At 69.8% G+C, this 15,991-nt stretch carries 19 protein-coding genes; 6 read left to right on the top strand and 13 right to left on the bottom strand.

All coding sequences use genetic code 11. From position 1 onward, the window contains the following. Window positions 1-8 precede the first annotated feature (8 nt). From ureG to U3653_RS14060, 4 genes are all read right to left on the bottom strand, one after another. The gene (ureG, locus tag U3653_RS14075; RefSeq protein WP_195080154.1) at window positions 9-728 is read right to left on the bottom strand and encodes an urease accessory protein UreG; all 720 of its coding nucleotides are present in this window, start codon (window positions 726-728) and stop codon (window positions 9-11) included. Between the two features lie 25 nt (window positions 729-753). Then, the gene (locus U3653_RS14070; RefSeq protein WP_195080155.1) at window positions 754-1,413 is read right to left on the bottom strand and encodes an urease accessory protein UreF; all 660 of its coding nucleotides are present in this window, start codon (window positions 1,411-1,413) and stop codon (window positions 754-756) included. 61 nt (window positions 1,414-1,474) lie between these two features. Continuing rightward, window positions 1,475-2,344: an SDR family NAD(P)-dependent oxidoreductase gene (locus U3653_RS14065; protein ID WP_435406565.1), complete on the bottom strand. Its 870-nt coding sequence runs from the start codon at window positions 2,342-2,344 to the stop codon at window positions 1,475-1,477. Between the two features lie 50 nt (window positions 2,345-2,394). Continuing rightward, window positions 2,395-2,838 (bottom strand): DUF4440 domain-containing protein, encoded by a 444-nt coding sequence (locus U3653_RS14060; RefSeq protein ID WP_195080156.1) that lies wholly within the window; start codon window positions 2,836-2,838, stop codon window positions 2,395-2,397. A 167-nt stretch (window positions 2,839-3,005) separates the two neighbouring features. Between U3653_RS14060 and U3653_RS14055 the strand changes: the two genes are divergently transcribed. Then, window positions 3,006-3,734, top strand: a complete 729-nt coding sequence (locus U3653_RS14055) for a hypothetical protein (protein WP_195080157.1) — start codon at window positions 3,006-3,008, stop codon at window positions 3,732-3,734. 15 nt (window positions 3,735-3,749) lie between these two features. Here U3653_RS14055 and U3653_RS14050 read toward each other — a convergent pair whose 3' ends face one another. Next, window positions 3,750-5,222, bottom strand: a complete 1,473-nt coding sequence (locus tag U3653_RS14050) for an MFS transporter (protein WP_195080158.1) — start codon at window positions 5,220-5,222, stop codon at window positions 3,750-3,752. 60 nt (window positions 5,223-5,282) lie between these two features. Here U3653_RS14050 and U3653_RS14045 point away from each other — a divergent pair, with 60 nt between their 5' ends. Continuing rightward, window positions 5,283-5,957: a TetR/AcrR family transcriptional regulator gene (locus U3653_RS14045; RefSeq protein ID WP_195080159.1), complete on the top strand. Its 675-nt coding sequence runs from the start codon at window positions 5,283-5,285 to the stop codon at window positions 5,955-5,957. A 57-nt stretch (window positions 5,958-6,014) separates the two neighbouring features. Here the strand turns inward: U3653_RS14045 and U3653_RS14040 are convergent, their stop codons facing one another. Continuing rightward, window positions 6,015-6,692, bottom strand: coding sequence for an O-methyltransferase (locus tag U3653_RS14040; protein WP_195080160.1), 678 nt, complete (start codon window positions 6,690-6,692; stop codon window positions 6,015-6,017). A gap of 114 nt (window positions 6,693-6,806) precedes the next feature. On the opposite strand from U3653_RS14040, the gene U3653_RS14035 reads away from it, so the two are divergent. Continuing rightward, window positions 6,807-7,649 (top strand): SGNH/GDSL hydrolase family protein, encoded by an 843-nt coding sequence (locus tag U3653_RS14035; RefSeq protein WP_195080161.1) that lies wholly within the window; start codon window positions 6,807-6,809, stop codon window positions 7,647-7,649. A gap of 63 nt (window positions 7,650-7,712) precedes the next feature. On the opposite strand, the gene U3653_RS14030 is transcribed toward U3653_RS14035, so the two are convergent. Together U3653_RS14030 and U3653_RS14025 are read right to left on the bottom strand one after the other, a co-directional pair. Continuing rightward, a complete protein-coding gene (locus U3653_RS14030) occupies window positions 7,713-8,975 on the bottom strand; it encodes an SPFH domain-containing protein (RefSeq protein WP_195080162.1) in 1,263 nt (420 codons plus the stop codon). Continuing rightward, window positions 8,975-9,406 carry an NfeD family protein gene (locus U3653_RS14025; RefSeq protein ID WP_195080163.1) on the bottom strand — a complete coding sequence of 144 codons (432 nt, stop codon included), beginning with the start codon at window positions 9,404-9,406 and terminating at the stop codon, window positions 8,975-8,977. Before U3653_RS14025 ends, U3653_RS14030 begins: the two co-directional genes overlap by 1 nt. A gap of 130 nt (window positions 9,407-9,536) precedes the next feature. On the opposite strand from U3653_RS14025, the gene U3653_RS14020 reads away from it, so the two are divergent. The 3 genes from U3653_RS14020 to U3653_RS14010 all read left to right on the top strand — a co-directional run bounded on the left by U3653_RS14020 (window position 9,537) and on the right by U3653_RS14010 (window position 12,111). After that, the gene (locus U3653_RS14020; RefSeq protein ID WP_195080164.1) at window positions 9,537-10,361 is read left to right on the top strand and encodes a DUF3097 domain-containing protein; all 825 of its coding nucleotides are present in this window, start codon (window positions 9,537-9,539) and stop codon (window positions 10,359-10,361) included. 155 nt (window positions 10,362-10,516) lie between these two features. Beyond that, window positions 10,517-11,332 carry an Rv1486c family protein gene (locus tag U3653_RS14015; protein WP_195080165.1) on the top strand — a complete coding sequence of 272 codons (816 nt, stop codon included), beginning with the start codon at window positions 10,517-10,519 and terminating at the stop codon, window positions 11,330-11,332. Window positions 11,333-11,355: 23 nt separating this feature from the next. Beyond that, entirely contained in the window at window positions 11,356-12,111 is a 756-nt protein-coding gene (locus U3653_RS14010; protein WP_195080166.1) for a S1 family peptidase, read from the top strand. An 18-nt stretch (window positions 12,112-12,129) separates the two neighbouring features. Here U3653_RS14010 and U3653_RS14005 read toward each other — a convergent pair whose 3' ends face one another. The 5 genes from U3653_RS14005 to U3653_RS13985 form a co-directional block, all read right to left on the bottom strand. After that, a complete protein-coding gene (locus U3653_RS14005; RefSeq protein WP_195080167.1) occupies window positions 12,130-12,549 on the bottom strand; it encodes a hypothetical protein in 420 nt (139 codons plus the stop codon). Between the two features lie 70 nt (window positions 12,550-12,619). Further along, entirely contained in the window at window positions 12,620-13,681 is a 1,062-nt protein-coding gene (locus U3653_RS14000; protein WP_323123986.1) for a ferrochelatase, read from the bottom strand. A gap of 20 nt (window positions 13,682-13,701) precedes the next feature. After that, complete coding sequence (gene inhA / locus U3653_RS13995) at window positions 13,702-14,538, bottom strand: NADH-dependent enoyl-ACP reductase InhA (protein WP_195080169.1); 837 nt, start codon at window positions 14,536-14,538, stop codon at window positions 13,702-13,704. Window positions 14,539-14,619: 81 nt separating this feature from the next. Continuing rightward, window positions 14,620-15,336: a 3-oxoacyl-ACP reductase FabG1 gene (gene fabG1, locus U3653_RS13990; protein ID WP_195080170.1), complete on the bottom strand. Its 717-nt coding sequence runs from the start codon at window positions 15,334-15,336 to the stop codon at window positions 14,620-14,622. A 224-nt stretch (window positions 15,337-15,560) separates the two neighbouring features. After that, entirely contained in the window at window positions 15,561-15,920 is a 360-nt protein-coding gene (locus tag U3653_RS13985; protein ID WP_195080171.1) for a peptidase inhibitor family I36 protein, read from the bottom strand. Between the last annotated feature and the right edge of the window lie 71 nt (window positions 15,921-15,991).

Below are 15,991 nucleotides of genomic sequence, written 5' to 3'. Positions count from 1 at the left end.
GGCGGAACTCAGTGCGCGGCGGCGGATTCGCCGGCGCCCGCCCGGTCCTGCTCGGCGACCTCGCGCAATCGCTCGCGCACCCAGGCCAGCACGGGCGTCGCCGCGGGGTCCTCGGTGAGCGAGACGAGCACCGTCGGCCGGTTCGCACGCACCCGCGCCGCGTCGCGCTCCATCACGCCCAGGTCCGCGCCGACCAGCGCAGCCAGATCCGTCTTGTTGACCACCAGCAGATCCGAGAACGTCACGCCGGGACCGCCTTTGCGCGGCACCTTGTCGCCGCCCGCCACGTCCACCACGAAGATCTGCACGTCGATCAGGCCCGAGGAGAAGGTCGCGGTCAGATTGTCGCCGCCGGATTCCACCAGGATCAGATCCAGCGGCGGATTGGCGGCGACCAAATCATCGATGGCGTCGAGGTTGGCGGTGATGTCGTCCCGGATGGCGGTGTGCGGACACCCGCCGGTCTGCACGGCGGCGATCCGCTCGTCCGGCAGGACCGCGTGCCTGCGCAGGAAGTCGGCGTCCTCTGTGGTGTAGATGTCGTTGGTCAGCACCGCCAGCGACAGCTCGTCGCGCAACTGCCTGCACAGCGCCGCCACCAGCGCGGTCTTGCCCGAACCGACCGGGCCGCCGATGCCGATGCGCAGGGCCTCCCCGGGCGTGCGGGCCCGTTTCGGCCGGTCGTGACCGTGGTCGTGCGGCTCACCGTCGATCAGATGCGGGGGCATGGCGCGGTCTCCTTCTTCCGGGGCGTCAGCTCGCGAACAGGGGCATGTCCCGCTGCCGGTGGCGCTCGGCGAGCACGTCCTGCAGCGGGTCGGACATCGCGGCCAGGCCGGTCACGGCCTCGGCGGCGACGCGGTCGCACAGGCCGGCCAGCCGGACCGTGCACGCGGCGATCGCGGCGGGATCGAGGGCCAGCAGACGCTGGGCCGCGGTGGCGGCGCCGGTGAGGGTCGTGTAGACCACCACACCGGCGATCTCCCCGGGCTGCACCGCGGCGGCCGGGCCGACCATTCCGAAGACCGTGGACAGATGCGGTGTCGTGCCGAGCGGCGACCAATCGTGTCCCGGCCACAGCTGTTTCGCCAGGCGCGCCAGACCGCGCCCCTGGGCGCGGGAGGCCGCCCGCGCCGCTGGCGCGGGCGTGCGCGCATCGGCTTCCGCCTCCGCCCGCGCCGGCTCCAGTTCCCCCGCGCACACCGCCGCCGCGAGCGACGCGGCCACCAGCGCCGAGGTCAGGACGCGGCGGCGCAGATACAGCTCCACCGTCGCGACGTCGCGGACCAGGCCGGAGGCGACGGCTTCTTCCACCCCGCCGGAGTGCACGTGCCCGCCGATCGGCAGCCGCGAGTCGGCGAGCGCGAGCACCGTCGTGAGACCGGCCGGAGCGATCGGAGCGGATTCGCGCATCCGTCGATCCTATGTCCCGGTGTGTCGTGCGGAAGTCGTGGTCGTTTCCCGGATGTTCCGGTCAGCGGCGGAAGGCGCGTTCCATGAAACGCTGGGCGCGGCCGCGGGTCAGGTCGGTCCACGCCTGCACGGGGGCCGACCACCACGGTGCGATTTCGCGCGGCTTCGCGGTCACCGCGTGGCAGACCAGGTCGGCTGCCTCGGCCACGGTCAGGCCGGGGACCCGGCTGAAGTCGGTGGGCGCGCTCATCCTGGTGTGCACGAGCGGCAGGTAGATCGAGGTGGCGGTGACACCGTCGCCGGACACCTCGGCCGCGACACTGCGCAACCAGACGTCGAAGGCGGATTTGGACGCTCCGTAGGCGGCCCAGCGCGGCGCGGGCGGCATGCGCACGCCCCACGTGGATACGTTGACGAGGTGGCCTCGTCCGCGGGCGCGCATGGCGGGCAGCAGCGTGAGCAGCAAGCGCACCGGACCGAGGTAGTTGACATCGATGGTGCGGGTGAAATCGTGGAAGCGGTCGTAGGACTCGTCGATCGGGCGGCGGATCGACTTGCCCGCGTTGTTGATCACCACGTCGAGGTGGCCGTGCTCGTCGAGTAGGCGGTGGCCGAGCCGTTCGACCGCGCCCATGTCCGTGAGATCGGTCGGGTAGCTGTGCGCGACGCCGCCCGCGGCGGTGATCTCCGCGGCCAGCCGCTCGAGTTCGCCGCCGGAGCGGGCGACGAGCGCGACGGTCGCGCCCGCACCGGCCAGCTTGCGCGCACTGGCCTTGCCTATGCCGTGCGATGCCCCGGTGACCAGCACGTTCTTTCCGTCGACCGCGGCGCGCAGCGCCTGTTCGCGCGGACGCGACGTGGGATACAGCAGCCGTGTCGCCACCCGTTCGGCGATCGGCCTGGCGTTGTTCGAAGCCGGGGCGTGGTCCACGACTTCGACTGTAGGCGTCGATCACCGTGCCCACCGGCGAGTTCGCCGCATCAGTGCGCGCCGGAGCGGTCCCGCACGAGTTGCGGCAGGTCCTGGCGGGTGAGGTAGGCGGAGATACTCAGCTCGCCGTCGGCGCGCCGGACCAGGAAATCGCTGTAGAGGTCGAGGGCGGGCGCGTCGCCGATGCTCATCGTCCAGTGCGCCGAACTGAGCCAGCAGTGCCCGCCGAGTGCGATGGTGGACTGGGCGGCCAGCGTCGCGCGCGCAGCGGCGAGCCCGCGGGCACGGGCGCGAGCGCCCGCGATGAATTCCGCGCGGGTGACGCACCGGCTCGTCGTGGGCGTGACCACCAGGATCTGCGGATCGAAATAGCCTGGCAGGGCATCGAAGTCGGAGGCGGCAACACTGTCGTCGTAGCGGCGGAGGAAAGTCTGGACCGCTTCGATGCCGGGTGCTGAAGCGCCATCGGCGAGGGGGATGTCATGCGAAAACATGACATTTAATATTATCACGAACGCCGTTCGATTCGTGGGAGGCGCGCCGACGCGCCACTCGAGCATTTCTACTCACGCGCCCGGCGGCGTTCGCGTGGTCGAATGTAGCCGGCGCACAGACTTTCTCACCGCGGCTTCGCCCGGTGCATTCGACGAGGGGGAACGAGGTGTCGACGCCGGACGCACAGGTCTCGATCGCACAGTGGATCGCGCGCGGGATCGCGATCGTGGTGCTGGTTCCGATCCGTCTGCTGTGGGAGGGCATTGCCTTCCTCGGTCGCGCGATCGGAGCGGCGCTCGTCTTCGTCGCACGCTACCTGCTGGTTCCGGCAGCCGAGCTGATCTGGCACTGGGTGCTGCGGCCCGCGTGGATAGTCGCGAAGGATTTCCTGTGGGGCTGGGTGGTGCAGCATCTGCTGTGGGGCTCGGTGCTCACACCGATGCTGTCGCTGCTGCTGGAATACCTGCTGCGACCGCTGCGGCGCGCGGTAGAAATTTTTCTGTGGCGCACGGTGATTCGTCCCGTGGGGGCGTGGTTGCTGCGCTGGGTCGTGTATCCGATCGCATATGCCGTCGCGTGGGTATGCCACCGCACCCTCGAGTGGCTCATCGTCTGGCCGCTGTCGCAGTTGTGGCGTTGGGTGCTGCGCCCGCTCTGGAACGCGGTGCGCGCGACCGCGCGCTACGGGTGGCGCGTGGCGACCCTCGTCGTCGGTGTGCTCGTCGTGCTGCCGTGCCGGGCGCTGTACCGCTACGTGTTGCGCCCGGTGTTCGGCGCTTCGGCCGTCGTCTGGCTCGCCTTGGTGGTGCGTCCGGTCCGCTGGGTGCACGGCGCGGTCGTCCGGCCGATGAACCGCTGGGCAGCCGAGATAGTGACCTCCGTCTTCGGCCACTGATCCCGGCCGCGCGGCTCAACTCGGACGCGGAGCGGCGAAGCGCGCGATCAGCGCCATCGCCGTGAGCACGGTCGCGCCGACGGCCACCGCGACGTGCATGCCGTCGACGAAGGATTCGCGCGCCGCCTCGACCAGCGCCGCGTTCGCGCCCGCGTGCTGAATGGTCTCGCCGAGCGTCGCCGCGTAGTCACCCCCGGACCGGAAGATCAGCGCCGCGAGCGAACCGAGCAGCGCCAGGCCGAGCGCATTGCCGAGTTCGAAGCTGGTCTCCGAGATGCCCACCGCCGACCCGGCCCGCTCCGGCGGCACCGACGACACCGAGACCTCGGACACCAGCGTGAAGGCGAGGCCGTATCCGATGCCTGCGATCGTGGAACCGGCCAGGTACCAGCCGAGTCCGTCGTGCGCGCCCACACCGAGCAGCATCAGGTTGCCCGCGGCGGAGGCGAGCAGCGCGAACACGAACGTCGCGCGGGCGCCGAAACGATGTCCGACTCGGGCGCCGCCCATCGAGCAGACGAAAACCGCGATCGCCATCGGAATGCCGAGCAGCGCCGCCGCCAGCGGCGTGCGCCCGGTCACCGACTGCAGATAGATGCTGGTGAGATAGCTGAGACCGGCCAGCGACATCATGCCGGCGAGACTGGCGCCGATGGCCACCGAGAACTGCGGCCTGGCGAACAGCCGCAGATCGAGCAGAGGGTCGCGCAGCTGCCGCTGCCTGCGCACGAACACGGTCAGGATCACCGCGCCCACCAGCGCGACGACGACCGCTTGCGCATCGATGCCCTCGGTGGCGGCGTGTTTGATCCCGTACACCACCGGCAGGATGCCGCCGATCGACAACGCGACACTCGGCAGATCCAGCGGTTCCCGCACCCCCGCTCGGTGTTCCGGCAACACGAACGGGCCGAAGGCGAGCAGCACCAGCAGCACCGGAAGATTGATGAGAAACACCGAGCCCCACCAGAAGTGGTGCAGCAGCGCGCCGCCGATGATCGGCCCGACGGCCGAGCCGCCCGCGAAGAACGCCGTCCAGATGCCGATCGCGGTGGCCCGCTCCCGCGCGTCCGGGAACAGGCTGGAGATCAGCGCCAGGCTGGACGGCAGCAAGGTCGCACCGCCGATGCCCATCAGCGCCCGCGCCGCGATCAGCACGCCGGCGGTGGGGGCGAACGCGGCGATCACCGACGCGATGCCGAAAACCGCCGCGCCGGTGAGCAAGATGTTGCGCCGACCGATCCGGTCGCCGAGATTGCCCATGGTGATCAGCAGGCCCGCGATCAGGAAGCCGTAGATATCCAGGATCCACAGTTGCTGATCGGCGGAGGGGTCCAGATCGAGGGTGAGCGTCGGCAGCGCGAGGAACAGCACCGAGATGTCCATGGACACCAGCAGCACCGGCAACAGCAGAACCGCGAGCCCCAGCCAAGCGCGTCGCGAGCCCGTCGTGGCCGGTTCGGTCCTGGCCGGCCGCACGTGTGTCATCACCGAACTTCCTCTCCATGGCGCGTACGTCGTACGCATGAGCCCGGGTACAGTGTACGCATGCTGCACCGCGCCGCCATTGTCGACACCGCGATCGAGCTCGCCGACGCCGAGGGCTTGGACGCGCTGTCCATGCGGCGCATCGCCGATCGGCTCGGCGTGGGAGCCATGTCGCTGTATCGCCACGTCGCGAACAAAGACGAATTGCTCGCGCTGATGACCGACGAAGTGGCCCGGCGCAATCCGTATCCGCCCCCCGAGGGGCAGGGGTGGAGCTGGCGCGACCGGGTCCGCATCGCCGCCGAAATCGACTGGGCCCTGTATCGGCAACATCCGTGGGTGCTGCTCACCTTCGCCACACCGCGTTACAGCTTCGGGCCGCAGAGCCTGGCGTGCCTGGCCTGGCTGGTGGACGGGTTCCTGGAACTCGGCGTGTCCACCCGCGAGGCGACCGGCATGTCCTTCGCCGTGTGGAACTACATCTCCGGCGCGACGCTGCCCGAGATCAGCGCCGAGCTGATGGCGCGCAAAGGCATGGACCCGGCGGGCGAGAACGGGCTGCGGACGCTGCTCGACGGCACGTCCCAGGGACCGGTCCCTTCCGCGCTGGCCGATCTCGCCGGCAGCGGCGTGCGGAACCTGACCCAGGAGGAACTGCTCTACGACGGCCTGGACGCGCTCTGCGACGGTTTCGAGGCCAGGGCGGCGCGGCGCGAGCGGTTGACCTCGACCTGACTTGATGTTGGAACCGGCGCTACGAAACCGGGGTGCTGGAGCCCTGGCCGAGCCGGTTCACCCGACGCTGTCGCCGTTCACGACGGCGTAGGCGAAGCCGTCCCAGCCTTTGGCGCCGACGGTCTGCACCACGGTGGCGTCCAGGCTGGGCTCGGCTTGGAGCAACTCGACGAGTTCGCGACTGGCCTGCGCGTTCGGGTCGTCGGACCGCTCGTCGGCGATCGCGCCGCCGCGCACGACGTTGTCGACAATGATCACCGAGCCCGGCCGGGTCAGCCGCAGCGCCCACAGCACGTAGTTGGAGTTGTTCACCTTGTCCGCGTCGATGAAGACCAAGTCGAACGGCTCCGGATCCTCTTCGGCGAGCACGGGCAGGCTGTCCAGCGCGGCGCCGACCCGGATCTCCACTCGGTCGCCGACGCCCGCCCGGTCCAGATTCGCCCGCGCCACCTCGGCGTGCCGGTCGGCGAACTCGAGCGTGATCACCCGCCCCTCCGGTCCCACCGCGCGGGCGAGCCAGATGGTGCTGTATCCGCCGAGCGTGCCGATCTCCAGCACCCGTCGCGCGCCCACCGTCCTGGCCAGCAGATGGAGGAACTTTCCCTGGGGCGGTGACACGTCGATCGCGGGCAGGCCCGCGTCCTTGTTCGCCGCCAGCGCCGCGTCGGAGTCGGGATCCGCCACGAGGGTCTGCACTAAGTAGCGGTCCACTTCGGCCCATCCAGGTGTCGTCATATCTGGCAGTCTGCCACCCGATTCCGCCCGCGGACGTGCCTGCCCGAGTAGCGTTCGGCACAGAGAGACGTACATGTTTCGCAGCGCGCCGACGACTGGACGGACGGAAACGACATGACGAATCTTGCGCGGGCCGTCACGGTCATCGCCTGTCTGATCGCCATGGGCGCCACCGCCCCCGCCGGGGCCGAGCCCACCGGCGGGGCCGAATACGTCGCCCTGGGCGATTCCGGGGCGGCCACCACGGGCGTGCGGAACTTCGACATCTCGGCACCGTTCCGATGCCTGCGCTCCACCGCGAACACACCGCAGCTGATCGCCCTGGACCTCGGCTTGCCGATCGACGACCGCACCTGCAACTCCGCCCGTATCGCGGACCTCGCCGCCCCGCAGCAACCGGGCATCCCACCCCAGTTCGACGCCCTCGGCCCCGCCACCAGATTGGTCACGGTGCACATCGGCGCCAATGACGCGCTGATGGCCGAGCACATCGTCGCCTGCCATGTCTACGGCCTCACCGGCGTGGGCGGGTGCGCCGGTCCGGACTGGGCCGCCGACATCGATGCGATCGCGGAGTCCTACGCCACCGCACTGCGACAGATCTCGGCCCGCGCGCCGCGGGCGCTGATCGTCGTCGACGGCTGGCCGCGCTACGTGCGCGACGGCGGCTGTCCGGCGCTGGTCGGTCTTCGCCCGTCCGACGCCGCGCCCATCCAAGCCGCCTTCGACCATCTCAACGCCGTGGTCTCCCGCGTCGCCACCGCGCACGGCGCGATCTATGTGGACACCAGCGCCGCGTCGGAGGGCCGCGACGCGTGCGCGCCCGTCGGCGTCCGCTGGATGGAGCCCGTCCTCGCCACCGAGACGCTTCTGCCCTACCACCTCAACCCGCAGGGCATGCGGGGCATCGCCGACGTGGTCGTCCCAGCGATTCGCGCCGCCGGACTGCCAGGCTGAACGATCCGGCCGCATCGACGCGACCGCCCCGGACGCGAATGGAGGCCGGGGCGGCGCGCGACGCTATTTCGAGAAGTTCTCCGGCGGCTGCCACGGACGGCCGTGCGGGTCGTCCTGACGCTGGGCCGGAGGTTGTTGCGGCGGCTGCTGGGCCGGGAAAGCCTCCTGCGGAGGGATGACCGGCTGGTGCGGCGAAGGCTCGAACCCCTGCGGGGGCGGTGTCGGGGTCAGCCCCTCCACCGGCGTCCGCGCCGTCGCCTCGGCAGCCCGCATGGCGCGCTCGATGGTCGGGTCGGGCGCCGTGTCGAACCAGTCCGCGACATCCGAATCGTCCTCCGGCTTGGCTTCCGCGCCGTCGGAGGCCGGCGGCTCGTACCGGAACACGCCGTCCTCGCCTTGCGTGCCGAAGCTCTTCGCGAACCCCTCCAGCGCCTTGCCGAAGTCGCTGGGCACCAGCCACACCTTGTTGGCGTCGCCGCGCGCGACCATTGGCAACGTCTGCATGTACTGGTAGGCAAGCAATTCCGGTGTCGGCTTGCCGGATTTGATGGCGGCGAAGACCTTTTCGATCGCCTTGGCCTGGCCTTGGGCCTGCAGGTACGCGGCGGCGCGCTCACCCTGCGCCCGCAGGATGCGGCTCTGCCGTTCGCCTTCGGCGGCCAGGATCGCCGACTGCTTGGCGCCCTCGGCGGACAGGATCTGCGCCTGCTTGGAACCCTCGGCCGTCTTGATCGCCGATTCGCGCTGGCCCTCCGCGGTGAGGATCATGGCGCGCTTCTCGCGGTCGGCCTTCATCTGCTTCTCCATCGACTCCTGGATCGACGGAGGCGGATCGATGCTCTTCAACTCGACCCGCGCCACGCGCAGCCCCCAGCGCCCGGTCGCCTCGTCCAGCACACCGCGCAGCTGGCCGTTGATCGCGTCGCGGGAGGTGAGCGTCTGCTCGAGCGTCATGCCGCCCACGACGTTGCGCAGTGTGGTGACGGTCAGTTGTTCGACGGCGGCGATGTAGTTGCTGATCTCGTACACCGCCGCCTGCGGGCTGGTCACCTGGAAATAGACCACCGTGTCGATGTGCAGGGTGAGGTTGTCCTCGGTGATCACCGGCTGCGGCGGGAACGACACCACCCGCTCCCGCAGATCCACCTTGGCGCGGACGCGATCGGCGAACGGCACGAGGAACGTGAGCTGGCCGGAGACCGTCCGCGAATACCGGCCCAACCGCTCGATCACCGCGGCCTCGGCCTGCGGCACCAGCGCGATCGACTTGAAGACCACCACCACGACCAGCAAGATGAGGACGGCGGCAACGATCAGTACAGCCATCAAGGCCCCTTCCAGACGACGGCGGTCGCGCCGTCGATCTTCATGACGTATACGGTCGTACCCGGTTCATAGACTTCGGTCGTGTCCATCGGCCGCGCGGTCCACACCTCGCCGTTCAGCTTCACCTGACCGGAATGCGCCGCGACCTGCTCGAGCACCAGCGCGGTCTTGCCGGGCAAGGCGTCCACGTTCGTCGGCGTCGGCGGTGGAGTTCCGAAGCGACGCCGGATGATCGGGCGCACGCCGAGCAGCATTACCGCCGAGATCACCGCGAAGACGACGGCGTCGGCGACGACGGAGGTGCCCGCCGCCGCGCTGACACCGGCGGTGCCCAGCGCGGCGACACCGAGCATCAGCAAGGTGAAGTCGCCGGTGAGCATCTCCGCCGCCGCGAGCAGAATGCCCGCGACCAGCCAAAAAATTGCGGCCACACGACCACTGTAGTGCGCGGATCATGATCTCGGGCGCGACCTTCGCGAGTACTGCCGAGGAATTCCGCGCGCGGACGCGCGGTGCCCCTGGTGCGCCGAAAGCCACAGCGGCGGTGCTAGCTTCAGGCAGGTGAGCGGGCGCGACAGGTACGGCGACATCTTCTCCGGACATCTTCGATCGAAGAAGCGGGCGGTGCCCGTGGTCACCGCGGAACGAGACCTGGTCGTCGAGGACGCCGCCACCGGATTCTGCGGCGCGGTGGTCGGATTCGATCGCAGCTACGACGGCGAGTTCGTGAAACTGGAGGACGCCCGCGGCACGGTGCGCCTGTTCGCGCTGCGCGAGGCCGCGTTCCTCATCGACGGCGAGCCGGTGACGCTGGTACGGCCGCGGGCCGCCCCACCGAAGACGCCGAACCGCTCCGCCTCCGGCTCCACCCGGGTCGACGGCCTGCGCGCCCGGGTCGCCCGCGGCAGCCGGATCTGGGTGGAGGGCGTGCACGACGCCGCGCTGGTGGAGCGGGTGTGGGGTCACGACCTCCGGGTCGAGGGCGTGGTCGTCGAGCAGTTGGAAGGGCTGGACAACCTGGCCGCTCGGCTCGCGGACTTCCGGCCCGGCCCGGGCAGGCGGGTCGGCGTGCTGGTCGACCACCTGGTGACCGGATCGAAGGAGACCCACCTGACCACAGGGCTCGGGCCGCACGTGCTGGTCACCGGGCACCCGTTCGTCGACATCTGGCAAGCGGTGCGCCCGGCCACCCTCGGCATCGCCCGGTGGCCGCAGGTGCCCCGCGACGAGGACTGGAAGACCGGCGTCTGCTCGCGCCTGCGCTGGGGTTCCCCGCAGGACGGCTGGCGGAAGGTGTACGAGGCGGTGTCCTCCTTCCGCGATCTGGAGGCGCCGCTCATCGGCGCGGTGGAGCGGCTCATCGATTTCGTCACCGAACCGGACTAACCGCCGATCGCGGGCGTCGCGCCTGCGGTGCCGGAGGGTATCCGCCCGGGCACGTTCCTCGCGGGCGGCGTGGCCCCCGCGGTTTCCGCGCTGCTCGCCGATGCCGTCGCGGATGGATGCCCACCGGTAGCGCCCACCCTTTATGCTCGATGATTATGTGCTCTCCAAGTGCGACGCTGACGGTGTGGGCGAGCTCCTGGCTGGCCGGCTGCAGTGCGCCCGACGACGTTTTGGCCGCCTTGCACGCCTGGGCGCCCAAGCACACCATCGCGGCGGGTGATCCGATCACCGGCGGTCGCACCGACCTACCCTGGTCCGCCCACGGCTACCAGCCGGGGAGCGGAGTCATGGCGCTGCTCAAAGTGATTCGCGAGACGATGGCCCAGCCCGGCGCCCAATTGCGGTTGGTGCTGCCCGTCCCCGGCGACGTCAGGGGCATCCCCGCGGGCACGGCGTTCGCCGCCGACGCGATCGAGGCGGGCGAGGGCATGCTGATCGGCGTCCCCGGCGCCGAGGGCACCGGTCTCATCCCGCACTGGGCCGAGGACGACACGCTGCAGTGGACCGTCTACAGCGCGCCCGTCCCCGCGGCGCCCGGCTCCGACATGTCCCTCGGCGAAGCCGAATACGCGATGCGCGAAGCGGTCCGCGACGCCGCCGACGCGCTGATGAAACTGCACACCACGGCGCTCGGCGCGGCCGACTCCGATCCCCGCGAGCTCATCGAAGCCGAACTGGCCGACTACTCCCGGCACGACTATCCCGAGTCGATTCCGTTGCGCGCCAGGCGCATTCTCGACACGGCCGATCATGTCGCCGCCATCCTCACGGTCGCGCAGCGTGAGCCCGCCTCCGCGCCGACCTCCGCCAGCGCGATCGGCGCGCAGGAATCGCTGCTGCGGCCGCTGTGGGACGCGATCCGCGCCGCGCGCCTGGTCGCCGTGCACGCCTCCGCGCGCGGAAGTCGCTGATCTCATGTCTCGGGCGGTCTGACATGCGCTTCCCCCGTCGTCGCCGCGCGGCCGCCCTCACCGCACTGACGGTTCTGCTCGGTCTCACCTTGCCCGCCCCCGCCTCGGCGATCGTCGGCGGCGCCGAGGCGACGACAGCGGAGTACCCGTGGCTGGCGGCCATCGGCACGCCGTTGTTCCTGACCCGCGCTTCCGGGCAGTTCTGCGGCGGCGCGCTCATCGCGCCGGACCGGGTCGTCACGACGGCGCACTGCGTGGCCTTGGCACAGACGCTGGCACAGACGCTCACCGTCACCTTCGGCCGCGACGACCTGCGCGGAAACGACGGGAAAACCGTGCGCGTCAGGGACATTCGCATTCATCCCGGCTTCCGGGCCACCGTTCTGAACATGACGACCGCCTATCACGACGACGTCGCGATCCTCACCCTGGACGAGCCGCAGCCCGGCCCGGCCATCACCGTCGCGGCGCCCGCTTCGGGCACCGCGACCATCCTGGGCTGGGGCGCGACCTCCGAGACCGACGAGGCCAACACTCGATTGCGCGCGGCGAACCTCCCCCTGGCCACCGACGGCGAGTGCGTCACCGCCTATGGTCCCGCCTTCGATCCGTCCACCATGCTCTGCGCAGGCACCCCCACCGCGGACACCGCTCAGTACGACAGCGGCGGACCGCTGCTCGTCGACGGGCATCTCGCCGGACTCACGTCCTGGGGAGTGGGCGCGGCACGCCCCGGCTTCCCCACGGTCTACACCCGCCTGAGCAGTCCGGATTTCTGAGATCCCCGTGCGCGCGTCTCACCGCTGCGGCGGGTACGGCGGCTGCTGCGGCGGGTACTGGTGCTGCGGCGGGTACTGCTGATACTGCTGTTGACCCTGCGGTGGATACGGCTGCTGGTACTGGGGCGCCGGATACTGCGGCTGTTGTCCTTGGTAATTCTGCTGCGGAAGATACTGCTGAGGGTACTGCTGTTGCGGATACTGCTGCTGGGGCTGATTCGACTTGTTCCGCTTGCTCAGCCAGATCACGAGCCCGATCACCAGGGCGACGACCCCGATGCACAGCAGCAGACCGCCGATCGAGAAGCCGCCGCTGCCACTGCTACGGCCACGGCGCCTGGCCTCGGTGGCGTCGAGCGCCACGGTCCATACGGTCGCATCGGACCAGGCGTGCGGGTCGAGCACGGCGGCGTTGGTCAGCACGTCGGCATAGGTCATCGAGAGTTACCCCCCAGAGAATCGGATTCGGCGATCGGTCGCAGGCGATGCTATCCGCGACCGCTCGTCCTCAATTCCCAGTAGTGGGACGACGCGTGATCGCACAGCAGCCGACGGCACACGGCGCGCCGTCGCGCGTACAGCCGTAGCCGGGGACCGCACCGAGCCGCCGTGGTTCGGCTCCGCGCAGTTGCTCGGAGATCAACTCGACGACCAGCTTCGCGAAGCGGGGGTCACTCCCCGGCGTCGCGACCCGCGCGAAACCCATACCGAGCTCGGCGGCTTTCTGCGCGGCCTCGTTGTCCAGATCCCAGATCACTTCCAAATGATCGGAGACGAAACCCACCGGACACACGACCACGGCCTCGACCCCCTTGGCCGCGAGATCGTCCAGGTGATCGACGATGTCCGGCTCCAGCCACGGCACCTGCGGCGGACCCGAACGTGACTGCCAGACGAGGTCGTAATCGGTGAAACCGGTTGCGACGGCGCACAATCGGGCCGCGTCGGCGACCTGACGGCTGTAGAGGCGGCCGCCGTCGGCGGGCGGGCCCGCGGCCGCATCGGCCGACACCGGAATGGAATGCGCGGTGAACACCAGTCGCGCCGAGGCGCGCTGCCCGGCGGGGAGCCGATCGCGCGCCGAGCGGATGGCATCGGCGAACGTCTCGATCAGCAGAGGGTGATCGAAGTACTGGCGCAGCTTCAGCAGCTGCGGCGCGCCCGCGCCGAACGCGGCACGCGCCCTGGCGATGTCCTCGTGGTACTGCAGGCAGCCGGAGTAGCCGCCCCACGCCGAAGTCGGGAAGACCAGCGCTGAGCCGACACCGTCGGCGGCCATCCGCGCGACGGTGTCCTCCACCATGGGATGCCAGTTCCGGTTGCCGAAGTACACCGGCAACTCCAGGCCCGCGGCGGCCAGTTCGGCCTCCACCGCCGTGATGATGTCGCGATTGAGCGCGTTGATCGGCGAGACACCGCCGAAGTGCAGATAGTGCTCGGCGACCGCTTCGAGGCGTTCGCGCGGCACTCCCCTGCCCCGGGTGACGTTCTCCAGGAACGGCATGACGTCTTCGGGACGCTCCGGACCGCCGAAGGACAGCAGCAGCAGCGCGTCGGCGGTTCGAACCACGGTGTCTCCCATCCGATCGCTCAGTTGATCGCCATGTTCTCCGGGAACCAGGTGTTGTGGCTGGCTCCGCCGTCGACGTAGATGATGGAGCCGGTGGTGCCGGGCAGCCAGTCCGACAGCAGCGTCACGATCGACTTCGCCACCACCGTGGGGTCGTCGACGTCCCAGCCGATCGGCGACGCGCCGTCCCAGTAGACGTTGAGCTGGTTGAGCTTGGCGGCGTCGTCGGTCGCGGTGCCCGCGATCGCCTTGGCGGCCAGCGTCTTGATCGGGCCCGCGGCGATGAGGTTGGACCGGATCTTCTTCGCCGCGCCCACCTCGCGCGCGACGTACCGGTTCACCGACTCCAGCGCCGCCTTGGCCACGCCCATCCAGTTGTAGAACGGCATCGCGGTGCGCGGATCGAAGTCCATGCCGACGATCGAGCCGCCCTCGTTCATCACCGGCAGCACCGCGCGCGACAGCGACGCGTAGCTCCACGCCGAGATCTCGAACGCCTTGGCGGCGTCCGGGCCGGGACCGTCCAGGAACGGCCGAGCCTCGGGACCCATGAGGGTGCGCGGGGCGAACGCGATCGAGTGCAGCACTCCGTCGATCCCCTGCGGAGCCAGTTCGCGCAGCTTGTCGGCCAAGCCGGCGAGATCCTCTTCACTGGTCACGTCGAGCCCGATGGCCGGCGGGACCTCCTGGGGCAGGCGCTTGGCGATCCGGTCGATCAGTCGCAGCCGCTCCGGAATGCCGGTGATGATCACCTTCGCACCCTGCTCCTGCGCGACGGCCGCGGCGTGGAACGCGATCGACGAATCGGTGATGATGCCCGTGACCAGGATGGTCTTGCCTTCGAGCAGTCCGCCCATGAGTTCTCGGTTCTCCTGAAATTCGATTGTGAGGTTGGCTGCGGGCGGCCTGGAACCGGCCGCGCTACGCGTTCGGTGTGATCAGTGGCCCATGCCCATGCCGCCGTCGACCGGGATGACGGCGCCGGAGACGTAGGCGGAATCCTCGGAGGCCAGGAAGCTGACCACGGCCGCGATGTCCTCGGGCTGGCCGAGCCGCTGCAACGGGATGAACTTCTTGGCCATGTCGCGCATGTCCTCGGGCAGGTCCGCGGTCATGTCGGTCTCGATGAAACCCGGGGCGACCACATTCGCGGTGATCGAACGCGAACCCAGCTCGCGCGTGATCGAGCGGGCCAGACCGATCACGCCGGCCTTGGACGAGGCGTAGTTGATCTGGCCGGCCTGGCCGCTCATGCCGACCACCGAGCCGAGGAAGATCATCCGGCCCCAGCGCGCGCGCAGCATGGCGCGGTTGGCCCGCTTGGCGCACCGGAACGCACCGGTCAGATTGGCGTCGAGCACCCTGGTGAACTGCTCTTCGGTCATCCGCATGAGCAGGGTGTCGTCGGTGATGCCCGCGTTGGCCACGAGCACCTCCACCGCACCCTGGTGCGCCTCCACCTCGGCGAAGGCGGCGTCCACCGACTCGCTGTCGGTCACATCGCATTTCACACCGAACAGGCCGTCCGGCACCCCCGACCCACGATGCGTGACGGCCACCTTGTGACCGTCGGCAAGCAGACGCTGCGCGACCGCGAGTCCGATGCCGCGGTTTCCGCCGGTCACCAGGACCGACCGGGATGTGATGTTCGACATGGGGTTCAACCTACCTGGTCGAATCGGCAGGCCACGATCGGGCCGTCACGTTCGTCCGAGCGCCATCAGAGCCCGGCTTCGTTCGTGAAACGCCACAACGCCGGCGCCCGATCGGGGCCCGTTCACGCGGACCGGCCGGTGGTCCAGGAGACCACCGGCCGGTCGGCATTCGATCGATGCGCCGCCTTTCACTCACCTTCGGCGAGCGACGCGAGAGGCACTGCTCAGCAGCTGGGGCACCAAGTCACGGACAGCGCGTCGAACCCCAGATCCGCCACCTGCTTACCCGGCCCCACATAGCGGTACGGTTGTCCGCCGCCACAGTTGGAACCGGAGCTGAACAGCAACTCGACGTTCGTGTTGTTGATCACCGATCTGGTGCTCGGATCTCCCGCGGGTCCGCAGTAGTTCCGGAAGTTCTTCGTGTTGAGCGTGACCACCTTCGCCGTGCCGGAAAATCCCGCGCCGGAGTACTGACACAGACTGCCGGACGGACAGCCCGCCGCCGACGCCTCCGGCAGCGGAGCCGCGACCAAGGCCAGCGCGGCGAACGCGATAGCGGTGACGATTGCAGAAATTCGCATGATTCCGCCCCAAGGAGGGCGGCACTCCCTTACCGCCCGTCCTGGGCACGCTAACACACTTCCACGGCGAC

The organism is Nocardia implantans, from assembly GCF_035544775.1.
GTDB lineage: Bacteria > Actinomycetota > Actinomycetes > Mycobacteriales > Mycobacteriaceae > Nocardia > Nocardia implantans.
The sequence above is the reverse complement of the archived record's forward strand: the minus strand, read 5'-3'. Positions and strand labels throughout refer to the sequence as shown.